This is a genomic window from Tardiphaga sp. 619_E2_N8_4 (genome assembly GCF_051810905.1).
GTDB classification, from domain to species: Bacteria; Pseudomonadota; Alphaproteobacteria; order Rhizobiales; family Xanthobacteraceae; genus Tardiphaga; species Tardiphaga robiniae.
In genome coordinates this window covers 2,102,150-2,120,619 of sequence record NZ_JBPWQJ010000001.1, presented here as the reverse complement: position 1 = coordinate 2,120,619, position 18,470 = coordinate 2,102,150, and the positions used below count along the sequence as shown (strand labels likewise).

Annotated in this window: 17 protein-coding genes; 6 read left to right on the top strand and 11 right to left on the bottom strand. The window is 61.9% G+C overall.

What is annotated here, in order from left to right; translation table 11 throughout:
* Positions 1-2 precede the first annotated feature (2 nt).
* Positions 3-206: a DUF1127 domain-containing protein gene (locus AB8A23_RS10075; RefSeq protein ID WP_120287053.1), complete on the bottom strand. Its 204-nt coding sequence runs from the start codon at positions 204-206 to the stop codon at positions 3-5.
* A 136-nt stretch (positions 207-342) separates the two neighbouring features.
* On the opposite strand from AB8A23_RS10075, the gene AB8A23_RS10070 reads away from it, so the two are divergent.
* The 3 genes from AB8A23_RS10070 (at position 343) to AB8A23_RS10060 (ending at position 2,800) form a co-directional block, all read left to right on the top strand.
* Positions 343-1,257: a transcriptional regulator GcvA gene (locus AB8A23_RS10070; protein ID WP_120287054.1), complete on the top strand. Its 915-nt coding sequence runs from the start codon at positions 343-345 to the stop codon at positions 1,255-1,257.
* A gap of 86 nt (positions 1,258-1,343) precedes the next feature.
* Entirely contained in the window at positions 1,344-2,315 is a 972-nt protein-coding gene (locus AB8A23_RS10065) for an MBL fold metallo-hydrolase (RefSeq protein WP_158596716.1), read from the top strand.
* Entirely contained in the window at positions 2,312-2,800 is a 489-nt protein-coding gene (locus AB8A23_RS10060; RefSeq protein ID WP_120287056.1) for a CinA family protein, read from the top strand. The genes AB8A23_RS10065 and AB8A23_RS10060 overlap by 4 nt, the downstream gene beginning before the upstream one ends.
* A gap of 7 nt (positions 2,801-2,807) precedes the next feature.
* Here AB8A23_RS10060 and AB8A23_RS10055 read toward each other — a convergent pair whose 3' ends face one another.
* The 7 genes from AB8A23_RS10055 to AB8A23_RS10025 form a co-directional block, all read right to left on the bottom strand.
* Positions 2,808-3,791, bottom strand: a complete 984-nt coding sequence (locus tag AB8A23_RS10055) for an ABC transporter ATP-binding protein (RefSeq protein ID WP_093757055.1) — start codon at positions 3,789-3,791, stop codon at positions 2,808-2,810.
* Positions 3,788-5,203 carry an amidase gene (locus AB8A23_RS10050; protein ID WP_120287057.1) on the bottom strand — a complete coding sequence of 472 codons (1,416 nt, stop codon included), beginning with the start codon at positions 5,201-5,203 and terminating at the stop codon, positions 3,788-3,790. Before AB8A23_RS10050 ends, AB8A23_RS10055 begins: the two co-directional genes overlap by 4 nt.
* Positions 5,200-5,397, bottom strand: a complete 198-nt coding sequence (locus AB8A23_RS10045; protein ID WP_120287058.1) for a hypothetical protein — start codon at positions 5,395-5,397, stop codon at positions 5,200-5,202. Before AB8A23_RS10045 ends, AB8A23_RS10050 begins: the two co-directional genes overlap by 4 nt.
* A gap of 1 nt (position 5,398) precedes the next feature.
* Positions 5,399-6,460 carry an oligopeptide/dipeptide ABC transporter ATP-binding protein gene (locus tag AB8A23_RS10040; RefSeq protein WP_120287059.1) on the bottom strand — a complete coding sequence of 354 codons (1,062 nt, stop codon included), beginning with the start codon at positions 6,458-6,460 and terminating at the stop codon, positions 5,399-5,401.
* Between the two features lie 4 nt (positions 6,461-6,464).
* On the bottom strand, positions 6,465-7,343 hold the full coding sequence (locus AB8A23_RS10035; protein WP_170849596.1) for an ABC transporter permease: 879 nt from the start codon (positions 7,341-7,343) through the stop codon (positions 6,465-6,467).
* A gap of 28 nt (positions 7,344-7,371) precedes the next feature.
* Complete coding sequence (locus AB8A23_RS10030) at positions 7,372-8,325, bottom strand: ABC transporter permease (protein WP_120287060.1); 954 nt, start codon at positions 8,323-8,325, stop codon at positions 7,372-7,374.
* 175 nt (positions 8,326-8,500) lie between these two features.
* Positions 8,501-10,168: an ABC transporter substrate-binding protein gene (locus tag AB8A23_RS10025; RefSeq protein ID WP_120287061.1), complete on the bottom strand. Its 1,668-nt coding sequence runs from the start codon at positions 10,166-10,168 to the stop codon at positions 8,501-8,503.
* 234 nt (positions 10,169-10,402) lie between these two features.
* Here AB8A23_RS10025 and AB8A23_RS10020 point away from each other — a divergent pair, with 234 nt between their 5' ends.
* A complete protein-coding gene (locus AB8A23_RS10020; protein WP_120287062.1) occupies positions 10,403-12,001 on the top strand; it encodes an ABC transporter substrate-binding protein in 1,599 nt (532 codons plus the stop codon).
* Positions 12,002-12,136: 135 nt separating this feature from the next.
* Here the strand turns inward: AB8A23_RS10020 and AB8A23_RS10015 are convergent, their stop codons facing one another.
* The 3 genes from AB8A23_RS10015 to rocF all read right to left on the bottom strand — a co-directional run bounded on the left by AB8A23_RS10015 (position 12,137) and on the right by rocF (position 15,183).
* Complete coding sequence (locus AB8A23_RS10015; protein WP_120287063.1) at positions 12,137-13,723, bottom strand: alpha-amylase family glycosyl hydrolase; 1,587 nt, start codon at positions 13,721-13,723, stop codon at positions 12,137-12,139.
* 87 nt (positions 13,724-13,810) lie between these two features.
* Complete coding sequence (locus tag AB8A23_RS10010; RefSeq protein WP_120287064.1) at positions 13,811-14,083, bottom strand: hypothetical protein; 273 nt, start codon at positions 14,081-14,083, stop codon at positions 13,811-13,813.
* Positions 14,084-14,214: 131 nt separating this feature from the next.
* On the bottom strand, positions 14,215-15,183 hold the full coding sequence (rocF, locus tag AB8A23_RS10005; RefSeq protein ID WP_120287065.1) for an arginase: 969 nt from the start codon (positions 15,181-15,183) through the stop codon (positions 14,215-14,217).
* Positions 15,184-15,310: 127 nt separating this feature from the next.
* Here rocF and glgX point away from each other — a divergent pair, with 127 nt between their 5' ends.
* Together glgX and AB8A23_RS09995 are read left to right on the top strand one after the other, a co-directional pair.
* Positions 15,311-17,416, top strand: coding sequence for a glycogen debranching protein GlgX (glgX, locus tag AB8A23_RS10000; protein ID WP_120287066.1), 2,106 nt, complete (start codon positions 15,311-15,313; stop codon positions 17,414-17,416).
* A 143-nt stretch (positions 17,417-17,559) separates the two neighbouring features.
* Positions 17,560-18,408 carry a transglutaminase-like domain-containing protein gene (locus tag AB8A23_RS09995; RefSeq protein WP_439059826.1) on the top strand — a complete coding sequence of 283 codons (849 nt, stop codon included), beginning with the start codon at positions 17,560-17,562 and terminating at the stop codon, positions 18,406-18,408.
* Positions 18,409-18,470: the final 62 nt, after the last annotated feature.

Sequence of the window (18,470 nt, the reverse complement as noted above, 5' to 3'; positions counted from 1 at the left end):
CCTTACGCGCGCCAGAACGGCTTGCTGGCCTCGGCCATCACGTCGCCCACCGAAAGGCCGGCGTCGTGGATGTCACGCTCGCTCCAATGGGCCAGTTCGCGGCGTTGATGGGCGCGCTCCCGCCAGACGTGGAACGTCTCGGCGATGGCCGCCACACTGAGCGGAGCATGATGATTTGTCATCGATTCATGGGTGCAAGTAGACATTTTGCTCTCCTGAAGCTAAATTTACTTGGGAAATATCGGCTTCATTCTCACATTGCACAAACGACATTGTGCACCGCGTCACATGACACAAACTCATGTGTGGCAAGAGCAGTGGATCGCCAGGGAGAGAGCGCGGATGAGCACCCGGTTGCCGTCACTCAACGGACTGCGCGCCTTCGAAGCCGCCGCACGCCATCTGAGCTTCACCAATGCGGCGAGCGAGTTGAACGTCACGCAGACGGCGATCAGCCATCAGATCAAGCGGCTGGAGGACGAACTCGGTCTCAAACTGTTCGTTCGGCAGAACCGCGCGCTCGCACTCACCCCGCAAGGACACGACTACCTGCCGGGCGTTCGCGCCGCCTTCAACGACCTGCGTCTTGCCACAGACCGGCTCAAGCGCCGCGACAATGATCACGTGCTGACCGTGAGCACGCTGGCATCGATGGCGTCGAAATGGCTGCTGCCGCGCATCTCAGCGTTCCAGAAAGCCCATCCCGATATCGATGTGCGCATCACGACATCGACCAGCATGGTCGATTTCAAGAGCGGCGATGTCGATGCTGCGATCCGCTACGGCCGCGGCCAGTGGCCGGGCTTGCGTGCCGACTGGCTGACGGCGGACGATCTGTTTCCGGTCTGCAGCCCGGCGCTTCGCTCCGGAAAGAAGGCGCTGCTGAAGCCGCAGGATCTCGCGGACTATACGCTGCTGCATTCAAGCGGCGGCTATGACGATGACTGGCGGCTCTGGCTCACCGCGGCCGGATTGCCGGCCGATATTTCGAAACAGCCGGGCCTGACCTTCGACATGATCTTCATGACCCTCCAGGCTGCGATCGACGGCCTCGGCGTCGCCATCGGTCGCACCACCTATGTGGAGGGCGATCTCGCCAAGGGCCGGCTGGTGGTGCCCTTCGACATGCGCATGCCCGCCGACGCTGGCTTCTATCTGGTGTCCCCCGAAGCCTCTTCCGACTCGCGGAAGCTGAAGGCCTTTCGCGACTGGCTGCTCTCCCAGGTCCCGCCGGAACGTGACCGTTCTGGCCGCTGATCGGCATTGTCGACATCACGTGTTCGCGAGCAGATCGCCATCCGAAACATGCTAGAAGTCTAGCCTGTTTCGGAATGGAGCTTGCGATGAATCGGACGACACTGGCTGCGGTTTTCACCCTTCTGGCGCTGGCGCCTGCGCTCGCACAGCAGGCGTCCACACCGCCGGCAGCACCGCCGCCGCCCGACTTCTCAAAGGTCGAGATCAAGACCACGGATCTCGGTGACGGCGTCTACATGCTCGAAGGCCAGGGTGGCAACATGACGCTGGCCACCGCCAAATCGGGCGCCATCCTCGTCGACAGCCAGTTTGCCCCGCTGCACGACAAGATCAAGGCGGCCATCGCCGCGGTGACACCGCAGCCGGTCAAGTATCTCGTCAACACGCATTTCCACGGCGACCATACCGGCGGCAACGAGGCCTTTGCCAATGAAGGCGCAACCATCGTCGCCAACGTCAAGGTCAGAACCCGCCTGAAAAAAGGCACCACGAATTTCCTGACCGGTGCACAGAATCCGCCCGCGCCGAAGGCGGCGCTCCCGACCAACACCTACACACATCAGCTCAAGCTCAGCCTGCGCGGCCGCATCGCCGAACTGCGCCACCCCGACAACGCGCATACCGATGGCGACACCTATGTCTACTTCAAGAGCGCCAACGTCATTGCGACCGGTGATACATTCACCAACGGCCGCTATCCCAATATCGACGTCCTCAACGGCGGCAATATCAAGGGCATGATCGCGGCGACCGACGCCTATCTGAAACTGGCGAATGACACCACCAAGATCGTTCCCGGCCACGGTCCGCTGGCCAACAAGGCTGCGCTGGTCGACTATCGCACCATGCTGGTGACGGCGCGCGATCGCATGACCAAGCTGATCAAGGACGGCAAGACCGAGGACGAGGTTCTGGCGGCCAAGCCATTCGCCGATCTCGACGCCAAATGGGCGCCGAACGAGACCGCCAGCAAGAATTTCATTCGCGCTGTCTATGGATCACTGGCGAAGAAGCCGTGGATTAGGCCCTGGTCTAAACCTTGGGGGAAGAAGTCATGAGAGATCTCATCCCCCTCGCCGAGAAGATCGCGATTGAACTGATCGCGCGCAAGCAGACCATCGGCATAGCTGAATCCTCGACCGGCGGTTTGATCTCCGCTGCACTGCTCGCAGTGCCCGGCGCCTCCGCCTATTTCATCGGCGGCGGCGTGATCTATACGCGCGATGCACGGCGCGTGTTGATGGATATTTCCGATGACGCGTTTAGGATACCGGGCATGCGCTCATCTTCAGAGCCCTACGCACAACTGCTGGCGACGCAGATCCGCACCCGCCTCGGCTGCGACTGGGGACTGTCGGAGACCGGCGCCACCGGCCCCTCCGGCAATCGTTATGGCGATGCCGCCGGCCATAGCTGCATGGCCGTCGCCGGCCCGCGGAACGAGGTCATGACGCTGGAGACCGGCAGTAATGACCGCTCCGGCAACATGCGCAGTTTCGCCCAGACGGCACTGACGTTCCTGCTGAAGAATTTGGCGGGGTAGGACAGCGTCAGGCCGGCACTGCCGCTGCCGCCTGCTCCGCCAGAATGCACCGCACCACACGATTGTCGGCGAGTTCGACATTCGGCGGCGGCGCCTCGACGCAGCGCGGCTGGGCGAATTTGCAGCGCGGCGCGAAGGAGCAATTCACCGGCGGCTTGTCCAGCGACGGCGGCGTACCGGGAATGGTCTCCAGACGCGCCCCGCGCTTGGCGCCGTGCACAGTGGAGGCCAGCAGCCCCTGCGGATAGGGATGCACGGCCGAGCGCACGATCTGGCTCAGCGTGCCCTGTTCGACGATCTGGCCGGCATACATCACGGCCACGCGATCGCAGATTTCGATGGCCACGCCGATATCGTGCGTGACGAAGATGATCGACATGCCGAATTCGCGCTGCAGCTCGCGCAGCAGCAACAGGATCTGGATCTGCACGGTGGCATCGAGCGCCGTGGTCGGCTCATCCGCGAGCAGGATCTTCGGCTTGCAGGCCAATGCCAGCGCGATCATTGCGCGCTGCCGCATGCCGCCGGACATTTCATGCGGATAGGCATCGAGGCGACGCTTGGCGGAGGGGATACGCACGACTTCGAGCATTTCGAGCGCGCGCTTCACGCCCTCGGCCTGGCTCTTGCCCTCGTGCCGCATCACGCTTTCGGCGATCTGCTGGCCGATCGTATAGACCGGATCCAGCGCCAGCGCCGGCTCCTGGAAGATCATCGACACCGTCTGGCCGCGAAACGCCGAGAGTTCGTCATCGTCGAGTGCCAGCACGTCCTTGCCGAGCACATTGACCGTGCCGGTGATCTGCGTGCGCTTCTTCGGCAGCAGCCGCATCAGCGCGCGCAAGGTGACGCTCTTGCCCGACCCGGACTCGCCGAGCAGCCCGAGCACCTCGCCTTCGCCGAGCGTCAGGTTGAGATCGTTGACTGCATAGACGGTGCGTTCGCCGCCGAACCGGACGTTGAGATTGCGAACCTCGACAAGATTGCTCATGCCAACTCCGGGCACTGTTTGTGGAAGTCCGTGGCGCGCTGGAATGCGGCACCGATCGTCAGCAGCGTCGCTTCATCGAACGGACGGCCGATCAGCTGCATGCCGACCGGTAGCTTCGACTTGGTGAAGCCGGCCGGGATCGAGAGACCGGGCAGACCGAGATAGTTAATCGGCCGCGTAAAGCGCGTCAGCCGCTGGATCATCGCTTCAGCACCCGAGCTGTTGCCGACATCGGTCTCGGCAATGGTCGGAGCCGCGCCAGGCGAGACCGGAGCGAGCACCGCATCAGTGCCGGTCACCGCAGCCAGATAGGCCGCAAGTGCCGGACCGCGCCAGCGCAGCGCCTCGATATAGGAGACGCCGGTGATCGCGAGACCGTTCTGCAGCCGCATCAGCACCTGCGCGCCATAATCCTGCGGGCGCTCGATCATCCAGCGCTTGTGCATCGCCGCAGCTTCCGTCGCGAGCACGAACTGGCAGGCCGCCGTGAGTTGACCCTGATTGGGCAGATCGACTTCGACGATCTTGACGCCTTCATCTTTCAGCGCCGCGATGGTATTCTGCAGAATGGCCGCCGTATCAGCGTCGAGATCGTCGACATAGAACGCCTTGGGAATGCCGACGGTCATGCCTTTGGCGGAGGCGCGCGTCGCCGCCATGTAGTCCGGCACAGGGCGCATGCTGGTGGTTGGATCGAGCGGATCGGCGCCAGCCATCAGGCCAGTCAACAGCGCGCAATCTTCCACGGTACGCGCCAGCGGACCGACCGTATCGAGCGATTGCGACAGCGGCATCGCGCCGGCGCGGCTGACCAGACCCACCGTCGTCTTCAAACCGGAGACGCCGCAGAAATGCGCCGGCAGGCGGATCGATCCGCCGGTGTCGGAGCCAAGCGCCGCAAATGTGAGACGCGCTGCAACGGCCGAGCCCGAACCTGACGATGAACCGCCGGTGACGTGATCGACATGCCACGGGTTATGCACGGCGCCGTAATGCACGTTATGGCCAAGCGGACCATAGGCGAATTCGACCATCTGCAGCGAACCGAGCCGCACCGTGCCGGCATCCTTCAAGCGCTGCAGCGACGTCGCCGTCGTGGTGGCCACCCAGTCGCGGCGGATGTGCGAGCCGCAGGTCACGACGTGTCCCTCGTCGTAATACATGTCCTTATGTGCCAGCGGCACGCCGTGCAGTACGCCGCGGCTTTGCCCGCTGGCGAGCGCCGCATCGGCTGCGTCTGCCGCCGTCAGCGCGGCATCGGCCTCGATCGACATGTAGGCGTTGAGGCTCGGCTGAGACTTCACAGCGCGATCGAGGCACGACTGCGTGGCCTCCCGCGAGGAGATTTTCTTGGTCGCGATGGCGTCGGCGACTTCCGTCAGCGACAGCAATGCGGGTTCGGTGACACTCATTTGGCAGCCTTCGTATTCTGAACGGCGAGGAAGGTCGCGGGCTCGAGATCGAACGGCAGGGTCCCGGCCACGGCCGCGAATCCTTCGAAGGCCGGGCCGATCGAATTGGCGATGCGCTCCGCAACCTCGTCGGATGCGGGAAGGCCGCTGACTTCGGTCAGCGCCTTGATCTGCTTGGCAGTCGGTTTGGTCATGTCAGTGCGCTCCTGCAGCAGGTGATTTGCTGTGGCCGGAACCCGGGATCGCCATGTAACAGGCGGCCTGATGGCCGGTCACAGTGATTTCAGTCAGCTTCGGCGTCGCCTCGCCGCACATCGCTTCGGCAAAGGGGCAGCGTGTGTGGAAGCGACAGCCGGACGGTGGATCGATCGGGTTCGGCGGGTCGCCGGTGATCGGCGGCGTTTCCGTGCGCTTGTCGGGATCGGACGACGGCATCGCGGCCAGGAGCGCGCGCGTGTAGGGGTGCGCCGGCTTGTCCCAGACCTCATCCACCGGGCCGAGTTCGACAACCTCGCCGAGATACATCACCAGCACGCGGTCGGAGATGTAGCGCACCACGTTGAGATCGTGGCTGATGAACAGATAGGTCAGGCCGAATTCGCGCTTGAGATCGACCAGCAGGTTGAGCACCTGTGCCTCGACCGATTTATCGAGCGCCGAGACCGCTTCATCGAGAATGACGAGACGCGGCGACAGCGCCAGCGCACGCGCGATGTTGACGCGCTGCCGCTGGCCGCCCGAGATTTCATGCGGATAGCGATTGGCGAAGGTCTCCGGCCGCAGGCCGACCTTCCCGAGCAGCTCCCGCGCCAGCAGTCGCGCGGCTTTGTCGGCCATGCCGTGCACCTTCGGTCCGAAGGCGATCGATTCTTCGATGGTCAGACGCGGGTTGAGCGAGGCATAGCTGTCCTGGAACACCATCTGCATGCCGCGGCGCAGCTCGCGTAACGAGAGCTCGCGCCCGACAGTGCGGCCGTCATAGATGATATCGCCGGAATTGCGCGGCATCAGATGCATCAGCAACCGCGCCGTCGTCGATTTTCCGCAGCCGGACTCGCCGACGATACCAACGGTTTCACCCTTGGCGATGGCGAACGACACATCGTCCACCGCGCGCACGGTCTTGCTCGGCGCGAACAATCCGCCGCGCACGGGGAAGTGCTTGGTCAGACTGACCACCTGTAACAGCGGCTGTGCAACACCGCCGATATCCTCCAGCGGCTCCAACTTGTCGATTTCTTCTACAATATCACTCATGCCATCAGTTCCGGATGTCCATGGCACTGCGCATGCCGTCGCTCAGCAGATTGAAACAGATCGACACGGCGAAGATCATCGCGCCAGGGAGTGCTGCCACCCATGGATTGACATAGATCGCCGTGCGCAGGGTGTTCAGCATCAGGCCCCATTCCGGTTCCGGCGGCTTGGTGCCGAGACCAAGGAACGACAGGCCCGCGGCGAGGATCATCGACACCGAGATCAGCCCTGTCGCGTAAACGAAGATGGAGCCCAGCACGTTGCCGAGCATGTGCACCCGCATGATGGTGAAGGCGTTCGCGCCGGAGGCACGCGCGGCTTCCACATAGTCCATGTTGCGCACGCCGGTCGTGACGCTTTCAGCGACACGCGTGATCTGCGGCACGAAGACGATGGTCAGCGACACGATCGAATTGACGATGCCGGCGCCCAGAGCGCCGGAAATCGCAATCGCCAGCAGCACCGACGGGAACGCGTAGAACACGTCGACGGTGCGCATGATCGCAGTGTTGAGCTTCCCGCCGACATAGCCGGCCACAACGCCAAGCCCCGTCCCGATGAAGAAGGCCAGGATTACCGGCAGGATGCCGATCAGCAGCGACAGTCGCCCGCCATAGATCAGGCGCGCCAGCATGTCGCGGCCGAGTTCGTCGGTGCCGAGCGGATAGTTGGGTGTGCCGATGAAACGCAAACGGCGAATCATGGAGCCCTGATAGGGATCTGCGAGATGCAGATAGGGCGCAAAGATCGCAGCCAGGAAGATCAGCAGCAGAATGAACGCGCAGGCCATGCTGACCTTGTCGCGCACGATGCGGCGGCCGACCGTGGCCCAATAGCCGCGGGCCTTGGTGGCAGGCGCCGCCTGCAGTGCAGTGTCTGTCATCGCGGTCATGAGAGGATATCCAGCATGGTCAGCTCCGCTTGATGCGCGGATCGATCGACGCCTGCGCGATATCGACCAGAAGATTGAGGAACACGAAGAACAGCGCCAGCACCAGGATCGTGCCCTGCAGCAGCGGCAGGTCGCGCTGGAAGATTGCGGAGTTCAAAAGAAGCCCCGAACCGGGCCACGAGAACACAGTCTCGATCAGGATCGAACCGCCGAGCATGTAGCCAAGCTGCAGGCCCATCACGGCCAGCGCCGTCGGCGCAGCGTTCTTGATGACGTGACGAAACACCTTGGTTTGCTGCAAGCCCTTGGCGCGCAGCGCTTCGACGAAATCCTGCGACAGGATATCGCCGGTAAGCGCGCGCACTGTGCGCGTCACGATGCCCATCGGAATGACCGATGTCGTGATCGCCGGCAGCACGAGATATTTGATGTGCTCCCAGTCCCAGGCCCATGAGCCCGAACCGCCCGGCCCGGCACCGACCGCAGGCAGCCAATTGAGCTGCACCGAGAAGATGATGACCAGCACCATGCCGAGCCAGTAATGCGGCACGGAGACGCCGGCGATGGCAATCGAGGTCGCGACCTTGTCGATCCAGGTATCGCGGAAGTAGCCGGCGATCAGCCCGAAGAACAGACCGAGCGTGAAGCCGATGGCGGCGGCGGCGATCGCCAGCGTCACGGTATTGCCGACGGCTTTCATCACCTCCGCCAGAACAGGACGTCCGGTGGCGATGGAGCTGCCGAGATCGCCGTGTAGCGCGCGCCACAGCCAAAGGCCGAACTGCACCGGCAGCGGACGATCGAAGCCGTAGGCGACGCGCAGTTGCTGCGCCAGCTCCTGCGATGCGTCAGCGGGAAGAATGGCAACGAGAGGATCCCCGGGCGTAATGTGCACCAGCAGGAAACACACCAGCGCCACGCTGAGGACGATAGGAATCACATAGACGACGCGTCGCGCGATGTAGACGAACACTGATCACCTTCGATTCAGAAACTCTGCCCCCTCGTTCGTCATGCCCGGGCCTGACCCGGGCATCCACGTCTTTGCAGCGAAGAAGGCGTGGATGGCCGGGTCAAGCCCGGCCATGACGTGGAGAGGTTCGCGCGAATATCGGCTGCACAATGTGCGGCCGATATTCGCTTGTTGCTTACGGCGTGATCGACACCGGCGAGAAGTCGACGAACCAGCTCTTCGGCTGTACGAAGCCCTTGATCTTCGGGCTTAGCGCACGCGGACCGACGTCGTGGGCCACGTAGAGGAAGGCTGCGTCGTCGACAGAAGCCGCGTGAAGCTCGGCCAGAGCCGCATCACGTGCCGTCGCGTCGAAGGTGGTGCGTGCCTTGGTCACCAGTTCATCGAACTTCGGATTGTTGATGAAGCCCCAATTGTTCGAGACCGGCGGTGCCATCGACGACTGCAGGAAGCGAACCAGTGCGAAGAACGGATCCATCGCCGCATAGGTGACGTTGGTGGCGTTGGAGCCGTTCGCCGAGGGATCCTTGACGCCGCGGCGCCAGTTGGTGAACAGCGTATTCCATTCGATGACGTCGAGCTTGACGTCGAAGTAGCACTCCGCCAGCGCCTGCTGCAGATATTCGTTCATCGGCAGCGGCAGCATCTGGCCGGAGCCGGACGCCGAGGTCTGCGTCTTCACTTCGAGCTTCTTGGTGGGACCGTAACCGGCTTCCTTCATCAACGCTTGTGCTGCCTTCAGATCATACTTGATTTCGAAGGTCGGCTTGCCGCGCCAGGGGTGACCGGGCTCGAAGGTCCCGCTCGCGGGCACCATCAGACCGGCGAGCAGACCATCCTTCAGACCTTCGCGATCGATGCAGAGATTGGCGGCCTTACGGACGCGGATGTCGTTCCACGGTGAGCCTTCGGCACGGGAGAACTGCCACGGCCAGACATGCGGCTGCTCGTTCTTCTCGATCTTGAAGCCACGCGCGGTGATTTCCTTGACCGCGTCTGGCGCCGGCGCCTCGACCCAGTCGACCTGCCCCGACAGCAGCGCAGCAGTGCGTGCGTTGGCTTCCGGCATCGGCAGCAACACCATCTTGTCGGTCTTCGGAACGCGGTCCTTGTTCCAGTAGGCGTCGTTCTTCACCAGTTCGAGACGCTCGCGCGGCGTGAACTTCGACATCTTCCACGGGCCGGTGCCGGAGGCTTCGCGCGCGAAGGCCGCCCATGCGGCCTGCGACTTGGCTTTGGCATCGGCGCCTTCGGCCTTGTCGAACAGCGCCTGCCACTTCGTCGGGCTCGCCATAAAGAGGTTGGTGAGATTGATCGGCAGGAAGGAGTCCGGCTCCTTCGTGGTCAACTCGACGGTCATGTCGTCGATCTTCTTGGCCGACACCAGGGTCGGCATGCGCGAGGCGGTCACACCGACCTGGCTGGCGTCGAACTGGACTGCATCTTGTTTGAGCACCTTGTCCACATTCCAGACCACAGCATCCGCATTGAAGGCCGAACCATCGTGGAAAGTGACGCCGGGACGCAGTTTGAAGGTCCACTTCTTCTTGTCGGCGTCGTCCACTGCCCACTCAGTGGCGAGCGCCGGGATAACAACACTCGCTTTGGTCGCGGACGACAGATCCCAGCCGGTCAGGCCGTCATACATCGTATTGCCGGTGAAACGATTGCCTTCGAAGCCCTGATCGGGCTGGCCAAGCGTGCGCGGAATATCGGCAGCGGTCATGCCGATGCGCAGCACCGTCTCGGCGCGCGCCACCTGTGGCAAGGTCAGGGCCGTGGCGAGCGTCAGCAACGTGATTGCTGCCGCGAGACGGCTCTTTGTCGGCTTTTCGATACGCATCGTAATCAGTCCCTCTTGGCTTTGGATGACACGTTGGCTTTGGCCAGTGTTGGTTTGTTCTAAACTGGCTAATTCTTATGCAACGCTTGTGCCAAGGCCTGCAACCTTGCAGCGCAATGACTCAAACTGCGGCACTGCAGCACACCAGCACACACCGACCGTTCCGCCTGCCCAATCTGGCATCAGGATTGCAGGTATCTGGCAGACAATATCCCACCATACGGAGTCTGGTTTATGCGCGTTCGAAGCTCGTTATTTGTTGCGGCCATCGCCGCCGCCATAGGTGCAGCCGCGCCGGCGCAAGCCGAAACGGTGGTGCGCTATGGCATCTCGATGGCGGACGTGCCGCTGACCACAGGCCAGCCTGATCGCGGCGCCGGAGGCTACCAGTTCACCGGCTACACGATCTACGATCCGCTCGTCGCCTGGGAAATGGATGTCGCCGATCGTCCCGGCAAACTCATTCCCGGCCTCGCCACCGAATGGAAGGTCGACGACACCGACAAGACCAAGTGGCGCTTCACCTTGCGCAAGGGCGTCAAGTTTCATGATGGCAGCGACTTCAACGCCGATGCGGTGATCTGGAATCTCGACAAGGTGCTGAACGAGAAGGCGCCGCAATTCGACAAGCGCCAGAGCGCGCAGGTAAAGACCCGCCTGCCCTCGGTCGCCAGCTATGCCAAGATCGATGATGGCACCGTCGAGATCACCACCAAGAGCGTCGACAGCTTCTTCCCCTATCAGATGCTGTGGTTCCTTGTCTCCAGCCCGGCTCAATATGAGAAGGTCGGCAAGGACTGGGACAAGTTCGCGTCGCAGCCCTCGGGCACCGGCCCTTTCAAGCTGACCAAGCTGGTGCCGCGTGAACTCGCTGAGCTCAGCAAAAACTCCGACTATTGGGACAAGAAGCGTATCCCGAAAGCTGACAAGCTCGTGCTCGTGCCGATGCCGGAGGCCCTCACCCGCACCAACGCGCTGCTCGCCGGTCAGGTCGATCTGATCGAGACCCCTGCTCCCGACGCTGTGCCGCAGCTCAAGGGCGCCGGCATGAAGATCGTCGACAACGTCACGCCGCATGTCTGGAATTATCACCTCAGCGTGCTGCCGGGTTCGCCCTGGACCGACGTCCGCCTGCGCAAGGCGCTGAACCTCGCCATCGATCGCGATGCCGTCGTCGCGCTGATGAACGGTCTCGCCAAGCCCGCTATCGGTCAGGTCGATCCGTCGAGCCCGTGGTTCGGCAAGCCGACCTTCAAGATCAAATATGATCTGGCCGAAGCCAAGAAGCTGGTGAAGGAAGCCGGCTACGGCCCGGAGAAGCCGCTGAAGGCGACCTTCATCATCGCCAATGGCGGCACCGGCCAAATGCTGTCATTGCCGATCAACGAATTCCTGCAGCAGAGCTTCAAGGAAATCGGCGTCGAGGTCGAATTCAAGGTCGTCGAACTCGAAGTGCTCTACACCGCGTGGCGCAAGGGCGCGGCTGACGAGAGCATGAAGGGCATCACGTCCAACAACATCGCCTACGTCACCTCGGATCCCTTGTACGCCATCGTCCGCTTTTTTCACTCCGGCCAGACCGCACCGGTCGGCGTGAACTGGGGCGGCTACAAGAACCCGAAGGTCGATGCGCTGATCGACGAAGCCAAGAACACCTTCGATCCGAAGAAGCAGGACGAGTTGCTGGCCGAAGCCCATGCGCAGATCGTCGACGACGCCGTGCTGGTCTGGGTCGTTCACGACACCAACCCGCATGCGCTGTCGCCGAAGGTGAAGAAGTTCGTGCAGGCCCAGCACTGGTTCCAGGACCTGACCACGATCGGTCTGGACTGAGCGCCCGGCTCTACGCAGCCTCGCAAGCATCAAGGCGCCGCCGAGACATCGGCGGCGCCTTCTGCTTTTATACGCCTTGCACTAAATTCGCGTCATGCCCGGGCTTGTCCCAGGCATGACGGCGGTGCAATTTACTCACCGCAGCCTGACGATCACGCCTTCATTGCCCGATAATTCCAGCGCGCCCGAAACATTCTCGCCATGGCGATCCAGTCCCGTCGCTAGCAATATTTCGCCGCCCCCCACATGCAATGATGCGGGCTCACCGCTGAGATTGAGGGCGATCAGAACCGTCTGCGCGTCATAGACGCGCCGATAGGCCAGCACATCGCCCTCAGCGTCCACAGGCTCATAGCCGCCGAACACCAGTTCAGGCATGTGCTTGCGCAAGTCGATCAGCTTCACATAGAGGCTGAGAATCGAATGGGGATCGGCCGCGAGAGCAGCGGCATTCTGATGGTGGTAGTCCGTGTCCAGCGGCAGCCAGGGCTCACCGGTCGTGAAACCCGCATGCTCGGTGGCACCCCATTGCATCGGCGTGCGGCATCCGTCGCGGCCGAGACCAATCCTAGGCACGTTCTTTTCGAACGGATCCTGAACCTGATCCGGTGCAATAGGCACCTGCTTCATGCCGATCTCGTCGCCATAATACAGCGTCGGCGTCCCGCGCAGTGTCAACAACAACATCGCAGCGACGCGTGCCTGAGCCATGCCAACCCGGCTGGCGACGCGCGGCCGGTCGTGATTGCCCAGCACCCAGTTAGGCCAGGCGCCGAGCGGCAGCGCGGCTTCGTAGCGCGCGATCAATTCGCTGATGGCAAAGGCATTCCACGGCGCGGAGAGCAGCGCGAAGTTGAACGGCAGATGTGCGCCCGACAGGTCATTGCCGTAATAGGCGACCAGCCGATCGAAAGGGAGATAGATCTCGCCGATCAGCACCCGATCGTCGAATTCGTCGATCACACGGCGCATTTCGGCGACCACATCCAGCGTCTCCGGCCGGTCGGTGGAATAGAGCGGCAGGAAAGCCTCGTGTGGCGGGCGCCCGGCCGTGAAATTCGGATTTATCGGGTTATCGCGAAATTCGGAATCCTTGATCAGATGCCAGATCACATCGACGCGGAAGCCATCGACGCCGCGTCGCATCCAGAACCGCATCACCTCATAGATGGCGTTGCGAACAGCAGGATTGCGCCAATTCAGGTCCGGCTGTTTGTCGAGAAAGGCGTGATAGTAATATTGCTGGGTGGCCTCGTCATACTGCCAGGAGCTGCCGCCGAATTCGGACATCCAGTTGGTCGGCGCGCTGCCGTCCGGCTTCGGATCGTGCCAGATATACCAATCGCGTTTGGGATTATCGCGTGACGACCGGCTTTCGACAAACCACGGATGCTGATCCGAGGTGTGGTTCGGCACCAGATCGAGAATAATCTTTAGACCATGACCGTGAGCCGCAGCCACCAGCGCGTCGAAATCGGCCGATGTACCGAAGATCGGATCGACGCCGATATAGTCTGATATGTCATAGCCGAAGTCTGCCATCGGAGACGGGAAGATCGGCGACAGCCAGATCGCGTCGATGCCGAGCCGCCGCAGATAAGGAAGCCGGCCGACGATGCCCGCGAGATCGCCGATACCGTCTCCATTGGAGTCCTGAAACGATCGCGGATAGATCTGATAGATGGTGCCGGCCTGCCACCAGACTGTCGCTGCAGTTGCCATGGTCCTGTCACTCAATGTTCTGAGGCTTCCATCACGCACGAAAAAACGGCCCTTCCGAGGAAGGGCCGCCTCTCGTTCGGCGCAATATTAGTAGCGTTCGATGACAGTACGACGTTCGACGCCGCCATCGTAATAGCCACGGTCACGATCACGGCTGCGCTTGATGATCACGGTCTCGTTGCGGTCACGGCGATCGCGGTAGTAACCGCGGTCATAATCGTCGCGATAGCGGTCGCGGCCGACGGCACCGACCGTAACGCCTCCCGGACCGACGCCGACGCCGAACTCCTGGGCCTTGGCTGGAATTGCGCTGCTAATGCCCGCCGCAGCAACGGCGATGATGGCAAGATGCTTAATCATGACGTGCTCCTCGTGTGTGAACCATGAGGGAGCAATCCCGCGCTGCAGGGTTAGTTCCGAGACGATAACAAAACGATCATGCGTAACGCGCGCAAAGACCCGGAACCAATCGAGGTTTTGCCTACCGCGAGCTAGCCGGGCGGTATAATTGCGTTGCTCGGTGTCGGCCGATCGGTGATCTGCTGCCCGAACAGGCTGCCGACCAGCTCGACCATCACCCGTGCGGTACGCCCGCGCTCGTCGAGAAACGGATTGAGCTCGACGACATCCAGCGAGCACATCAGCCCGGAATCATGCAGCAGCTCCATGATCAGATGCGCCTCGCGATAGGTGGCGCCGCCGGGCACCATGGTGCCAACGCCGGGCGCTGCCGCGGGATCGAGGAAGTCCACATCGAAGGACACATGCAACACGCCGTTGCGCGCCTTGACCCGCTCGATGACGCGGCGGATCAGGACGCCAACACCGAACTCGTCAATCTGCCGCATGTCTGCGATGGCCACCTTGCGCGTGTGGACTAGCTCTTTCTCGAGCTTATCGATGGAGCGGATGCCGAACAGATCGAGATTATCGGGCTTGATCGATGCGCGCGGCTCAGCGCCGAGTAATCCATCCAGACCGGGCTCGCCGCACAGAAAGGCCGCGGACATGCCGTGCATGTTGCCGGTGATGGTCGTGTGCGGCGTATTGTAATCGGCATGCGCGTCGAGCCACAGCACGAACAATTCGCGCCCCTGCTCGTGCCAGTGCCGCGCCACGCCATTGACCGATCCCATAGACAGGCTGTGATCACCGCCCACGAAGATCGGCAGCGCGCCCGATTTGGCAAGCGCGTAGGCACGCGCACTCAGCGCCTGGATCCAGCTCTGGATCACACGATAATGCTTGGCATTCTCCGGCGGCGCATCGGTCGACAGAGGCACAGACGGTGGCATGAGGTCACCGTGGTCTTCCACCTCGAAGCCAAGCTCTTCCAGCAGCGGCCCCAGGCCTGCCGTCCGCATGGCCGCCGGCCCCATCAAGGTCCCGCGCTGCGAGGCCCCGACTTCGACTGGCGCGCCCAGCAATGCGATGCGTTTGTGATGGGAGACGTCGGTCATAAGCAAAACTCCGGGCTAGCGACCCTCGCAGGCCAAGATATATTCCGAAACAGCCTGTTTGCATTGCAACGGAAATGCGGCGGCGCAGTTATCCCGCGCATTTTCATCACCAGACAGTGGGGCAATCGTGACGCACAGAGTAGTCGAAGAAGGTCTCCCCTATCCCTTTGGCGCGCATTGGGACGGAAAGGGCACCAACTTCGCGCTCTTCTCGGCCAATGCCACCAAGGTCGAGGTCTGCCTGTTCGACGGCGACAAGGAAACGCGAATCGAGCTGCCGGAATATACCGACGAGGTGTTTCACGGCTACATCCCCGACGTCGGCCCCGGCACCTTTTACGGCTATCGCGTCCATGGCCCCTATGAGCCAGAAAAGGGCCATCGCTTCAATCCGAACAAGTTGCTGCTCGATCCCTATGCCCGCGCCCATGCCGGGCAGCTCGAATGGAATCCGGCTGTATTCGGCTACAAGATGGAGAGCGGCGACGACACCACCTTCGACGAACGCGACTCCGCCCCGTTCATGCCGAAATGCGTGATTGTCGATCGCGACTTCGACTGGGCTGGCGAGGCCGGCCGGCAGCCGGTGCCATGGGACCAGACCATCATCTACGAGACCCACGTCAAGGGCTTCACCAAGCTGAATCCCGACGTGCCCGAGAAGCTGCGCGGCACCTATGCCGGCTTCGGCAGCAAGCCTGTGGTGGATTATCTCTGCGGCCTCGGCATCACCTCGGTCGAGCTGCTTCCGATCCATACTTTCATCAATGACGACTATCTGCTGAACAAGAAGCTGGTGAATTACTGGGGCTACAATTCCATCGGCTTCTTTGCGCCCGATCCGCGCTACGCATCGGACGTGCCGAACTCGCTGCGCGAGTTCAAGGAGATGGTGTCAGCGCTGCATGCCGGCGGGCTCGAAGTCATCCTCGATGTCGTCTATAATCACACCGCCGAAGGCAACGAGCTTGGCCCGACTCTGTCCTTCAAGGGCATCGATAATGCCAGTTATTATCGGCTGCTTCCGGACAAGCCACGCTATTACATCAACGACACCGGCACCGGAAACACAGTGAACCTGTCCAATGCCCGCGTCATCCAGATGGTGGCGGACAGCCTGCGCTACTGGGTGCGGGAGATGCATATCGACGGCTTCCGCTTCGATCTCGGCACCATTCTCGCGCGCGAAGTCTACGGCTTCACCGAACAGAGTGGCTTCCTGAAAGCCGTCGATCAGGACCCATTGCTGACGACAGTGAAGTTGATCGCCGAACCCTGGGACATCGGCCCCGGTGGTTATCAGGTCGGCGGTTTCCCACCCGGCTGGGCGGAATGGAACGACAAGTTTCGCGATACTGCGCGTGACTTCTGGCGCGGCAAAGCGCCGGTCGCGGCACTGGCACCGCGTCTCGTCGCGTCTGCGGACATGTTCAACCATCAGGGTCGCCGCGCCTGGGCCAGCGTCAATTTCGTCACCGCTCACGACGGCTTCACGCTGAACGATTGGGCGAGCTACAACGAGAAACACAACGAGGCCAATGGCGAGAATAACAAGGACGGCTCCTCCAACAACGCCTCATGGAATTGCGGCGTTGAGGGCCCGACCGACGACAAGGCCATCATCGCCCTGCGCGAGCGCCAGAAGCGCAACATGCTGGCGACGCTGCTGTTCTCGCAGGGCACGCCGATGCTGCTCGGCGGCGATGAATTCGGCCGCACACAGAACGGCAACAACAACGCTTATTGCCAGGACAGCGAGATTTCCTGGTTCAACTGGAGCCTGACGACCGAGGGCAAGGACCTGCTCGCTTTCACCAAGCGGCTCATCAAACTGCTCGGCGGCTGCTCGGTCCTGCGTCGCAGCCGCTTCCTGACCGGCGAGCACGACCCCGACCTCGATGTTCGCGACGTGACATGGATCAACGCCAATGGCCGCCCGATGGAAGACGCACATTGGAAAGACGGCAACATGAAATGCTTCGGCATGCTGCTGGACGGCCGTGCGCAGAAGACCGGCATTCACAAGCCGGCGGAGGATCAGACCATGCTGATGATTCTCAACGGCTTCGAAGGACTGGTCGATTTCACGATGCCCGAGGCGTTTGGCGGACAGGCCTGGGAACTTCTGGTGGATACCAACATTCCCGATACGAAGGGTGGCGAGGATTTCCCGTTCGGCCATATGTATCAGGTGACCGCCCGCTCGCTGCTGCTGTTGTCCCTGAAGAAATAGCTTATGGCGCGGCGGGGCTGGAGCGGCCTCGCTGCCCACATTTTCTGCACATTCCTGTCACTGAACCTCGGAACGATGTTTGGTGACTACACTTGTCTGGCAACGATGAATTACGGATTTGCCGAGCTAGTGGAGACGTAAAAGTGAAGATTCGCGCGGGCTACGACATCGCTTTCCAGTGTTTGCAGGAAACGCCCATGATCCTGATGCTTAGCATCCATCCTTCGCGCGCGAAGGATCTGCAGAGCCCACATCGCATCCAGTTTTCCCATGACGTACAGGCGCATGACTATCTCGACATGTTCGGCAATACCTGCACGCGCATCGTCGCACCGCCCGGACTGATCGAGATCAAGAATGACTTTCTGATTTCAGATAGCGGACTGCCGGATGCTGCTCCGCCATCAGGGCCGTTGCAGGCGGTTGGCGAACTGCCTGACGATGTCATGGTCTTCCTGCTCGGCAGCCGCTATTGCGACACGCAGAAGCTGTCAGATCTTGCCTGGTCGCTGTTCGGCCATATCGAAGACGGCGCGGCGCGCGTCCAGGCCATTGTCGATTACGCGCATCAGCGCATCGAATTCGGCTATCATCATGCCCGCAACGATCGCACCGCCTTCGAAGGCCATGAAGAGCGTATCGGCGTGTGCCGCGACTTCGCCCATCTGGCGGTCACGCTGTGCCGCTGCATGAACATTCCGGCGCGCTATTGCACCGGCTATCTCGGCGATATCGGCGTGCCCATCGATCCCGCGCCGATGGACTTCAGCGCCTGGTTCGAAGTCTACCTCGGAAGCAAGTGGTACACGTTCGATGCGCGTCACAATCATCCGCGCATCGGGCGCATCGTGATGGCCCGCGGTCGCGACGCTGCTGACGTAGCGATCTCCACCAATTTCGGCCCGACGCCGCTGGTGCGTTTTACCGTGGTCACGGAGGAGGTTTTTAGCGAAGCCACCCCCGCCATCACGCCGATGTCGATGGTGGCCTGATCGTCGTCTCGAGACCGTTGTAAATTTCAAAGCCACCCGTATCCGCGGGTGGCTTTGTTATT

Excerpts from the sequence above, each read along its gene's own strand:
- AB8A23_RS10075 (WP_120287053.1), bottom strand. The coding sequence starts at position 206 with ATGTCTACTTGCACCCATGAATCGATGACAAATCATCATGCTCCGCTC.
- AB8A23_RS10070 (WP_120287054.1), top strand. The coding sequence starts at position 343 with ATGAGCACCCGGTTGCCGTCACTCAACGGACTGCGCGCCTTCGAAGCC.
- AB8A23_RS10065 (WP_158596716.1), top strand. The coding sequence starts at position 1,344 with ATGAATCGGACGACACTGGCTGCGGTTTTCACCCTTCTGGCGCTGGCG.
- AB8A23_RS10060 (WP_120287056.1), top strand. The coding sequence starts at position 2,312 with ATGAGAGATCTCATCCCCCTCGCCGAGAAGATCGCGATTGAACTGATC.
- AB8A23_RS10055 (WP_093757055.1), bottom strand. The coding sequence starts at position 3,791 with ATGAGCAATCTTGTCGAGGTTCGCAATCTCAACGTCCGGTTCGGCGGC.
- AB8A23_RS10050 (WP_120287057.1), bottom strand. The coding sequence starts at position 5,203 with ATGAGTGTCACCGAACCCGCATTGCTGTCGCTGACGGAAGTCGCCGAC.
- AB8A23_RS10045 (WP_120287058.1), bottom strand. The coding sequence starts at position 5,397 with ATGACCAAACCGACTGCCAAGCAGATCAAGGCGCTGACCGAAGTCAGC.
- AB8A23_RS10040 (WP_120287059.1), bottom strand. The coding sequence starts at position 6,460 with ATGAGTGATATTGTAGAAGAAATCGACAAGTTGGAGCCGCTGGAGGAT.
- AB8A23_RS10035 (WP_170849596.1), bottom strand. The coding sequence starts at position 7,343 with ATGACAGACACTGCACTGCAGGCGGCGCCTGCCACCAAGGCCCGCGGC.
- AB8A23_RS10025 (WP_120287061.1), bottom strand. The coding sequence starts at position 10,168 with ATGCGTATCGAAAAGCCGACAAAGAGCCGTCTCGCGGCAGCAATCACG.
- AB8A23_RS10020 (WP_120287062.1), top strand. The coding sequence starts at position 10,403 with ATGCGCGTTCGAAGCTCGTTATTTGTTGCGGCCATCGCCGCCGCCATA.
- AB8A23_RS10015 (WP_120287063.1), bottom strand. The coding sequence starts at position 13,723 with ATGGCAACTGCAGCGACAGTCTGGTGGCAGGCCGGCACCATCTATCAG.
- AB8A23_RS10010 (WP_120287064.1), bottom strand. The coding sequence starts at position 14,083 with ATGATTAAGCATCTTGCCATCATCGCCGTTGCTGCGGCGGGCATTAGC.
- rocF (WP_120287065.1), bottom strand. The coding sequence starts at position 15,183 with ATGACCGACGTCTCCCATCACAAACGCATCGCATTGCTGGGCGCGCCA.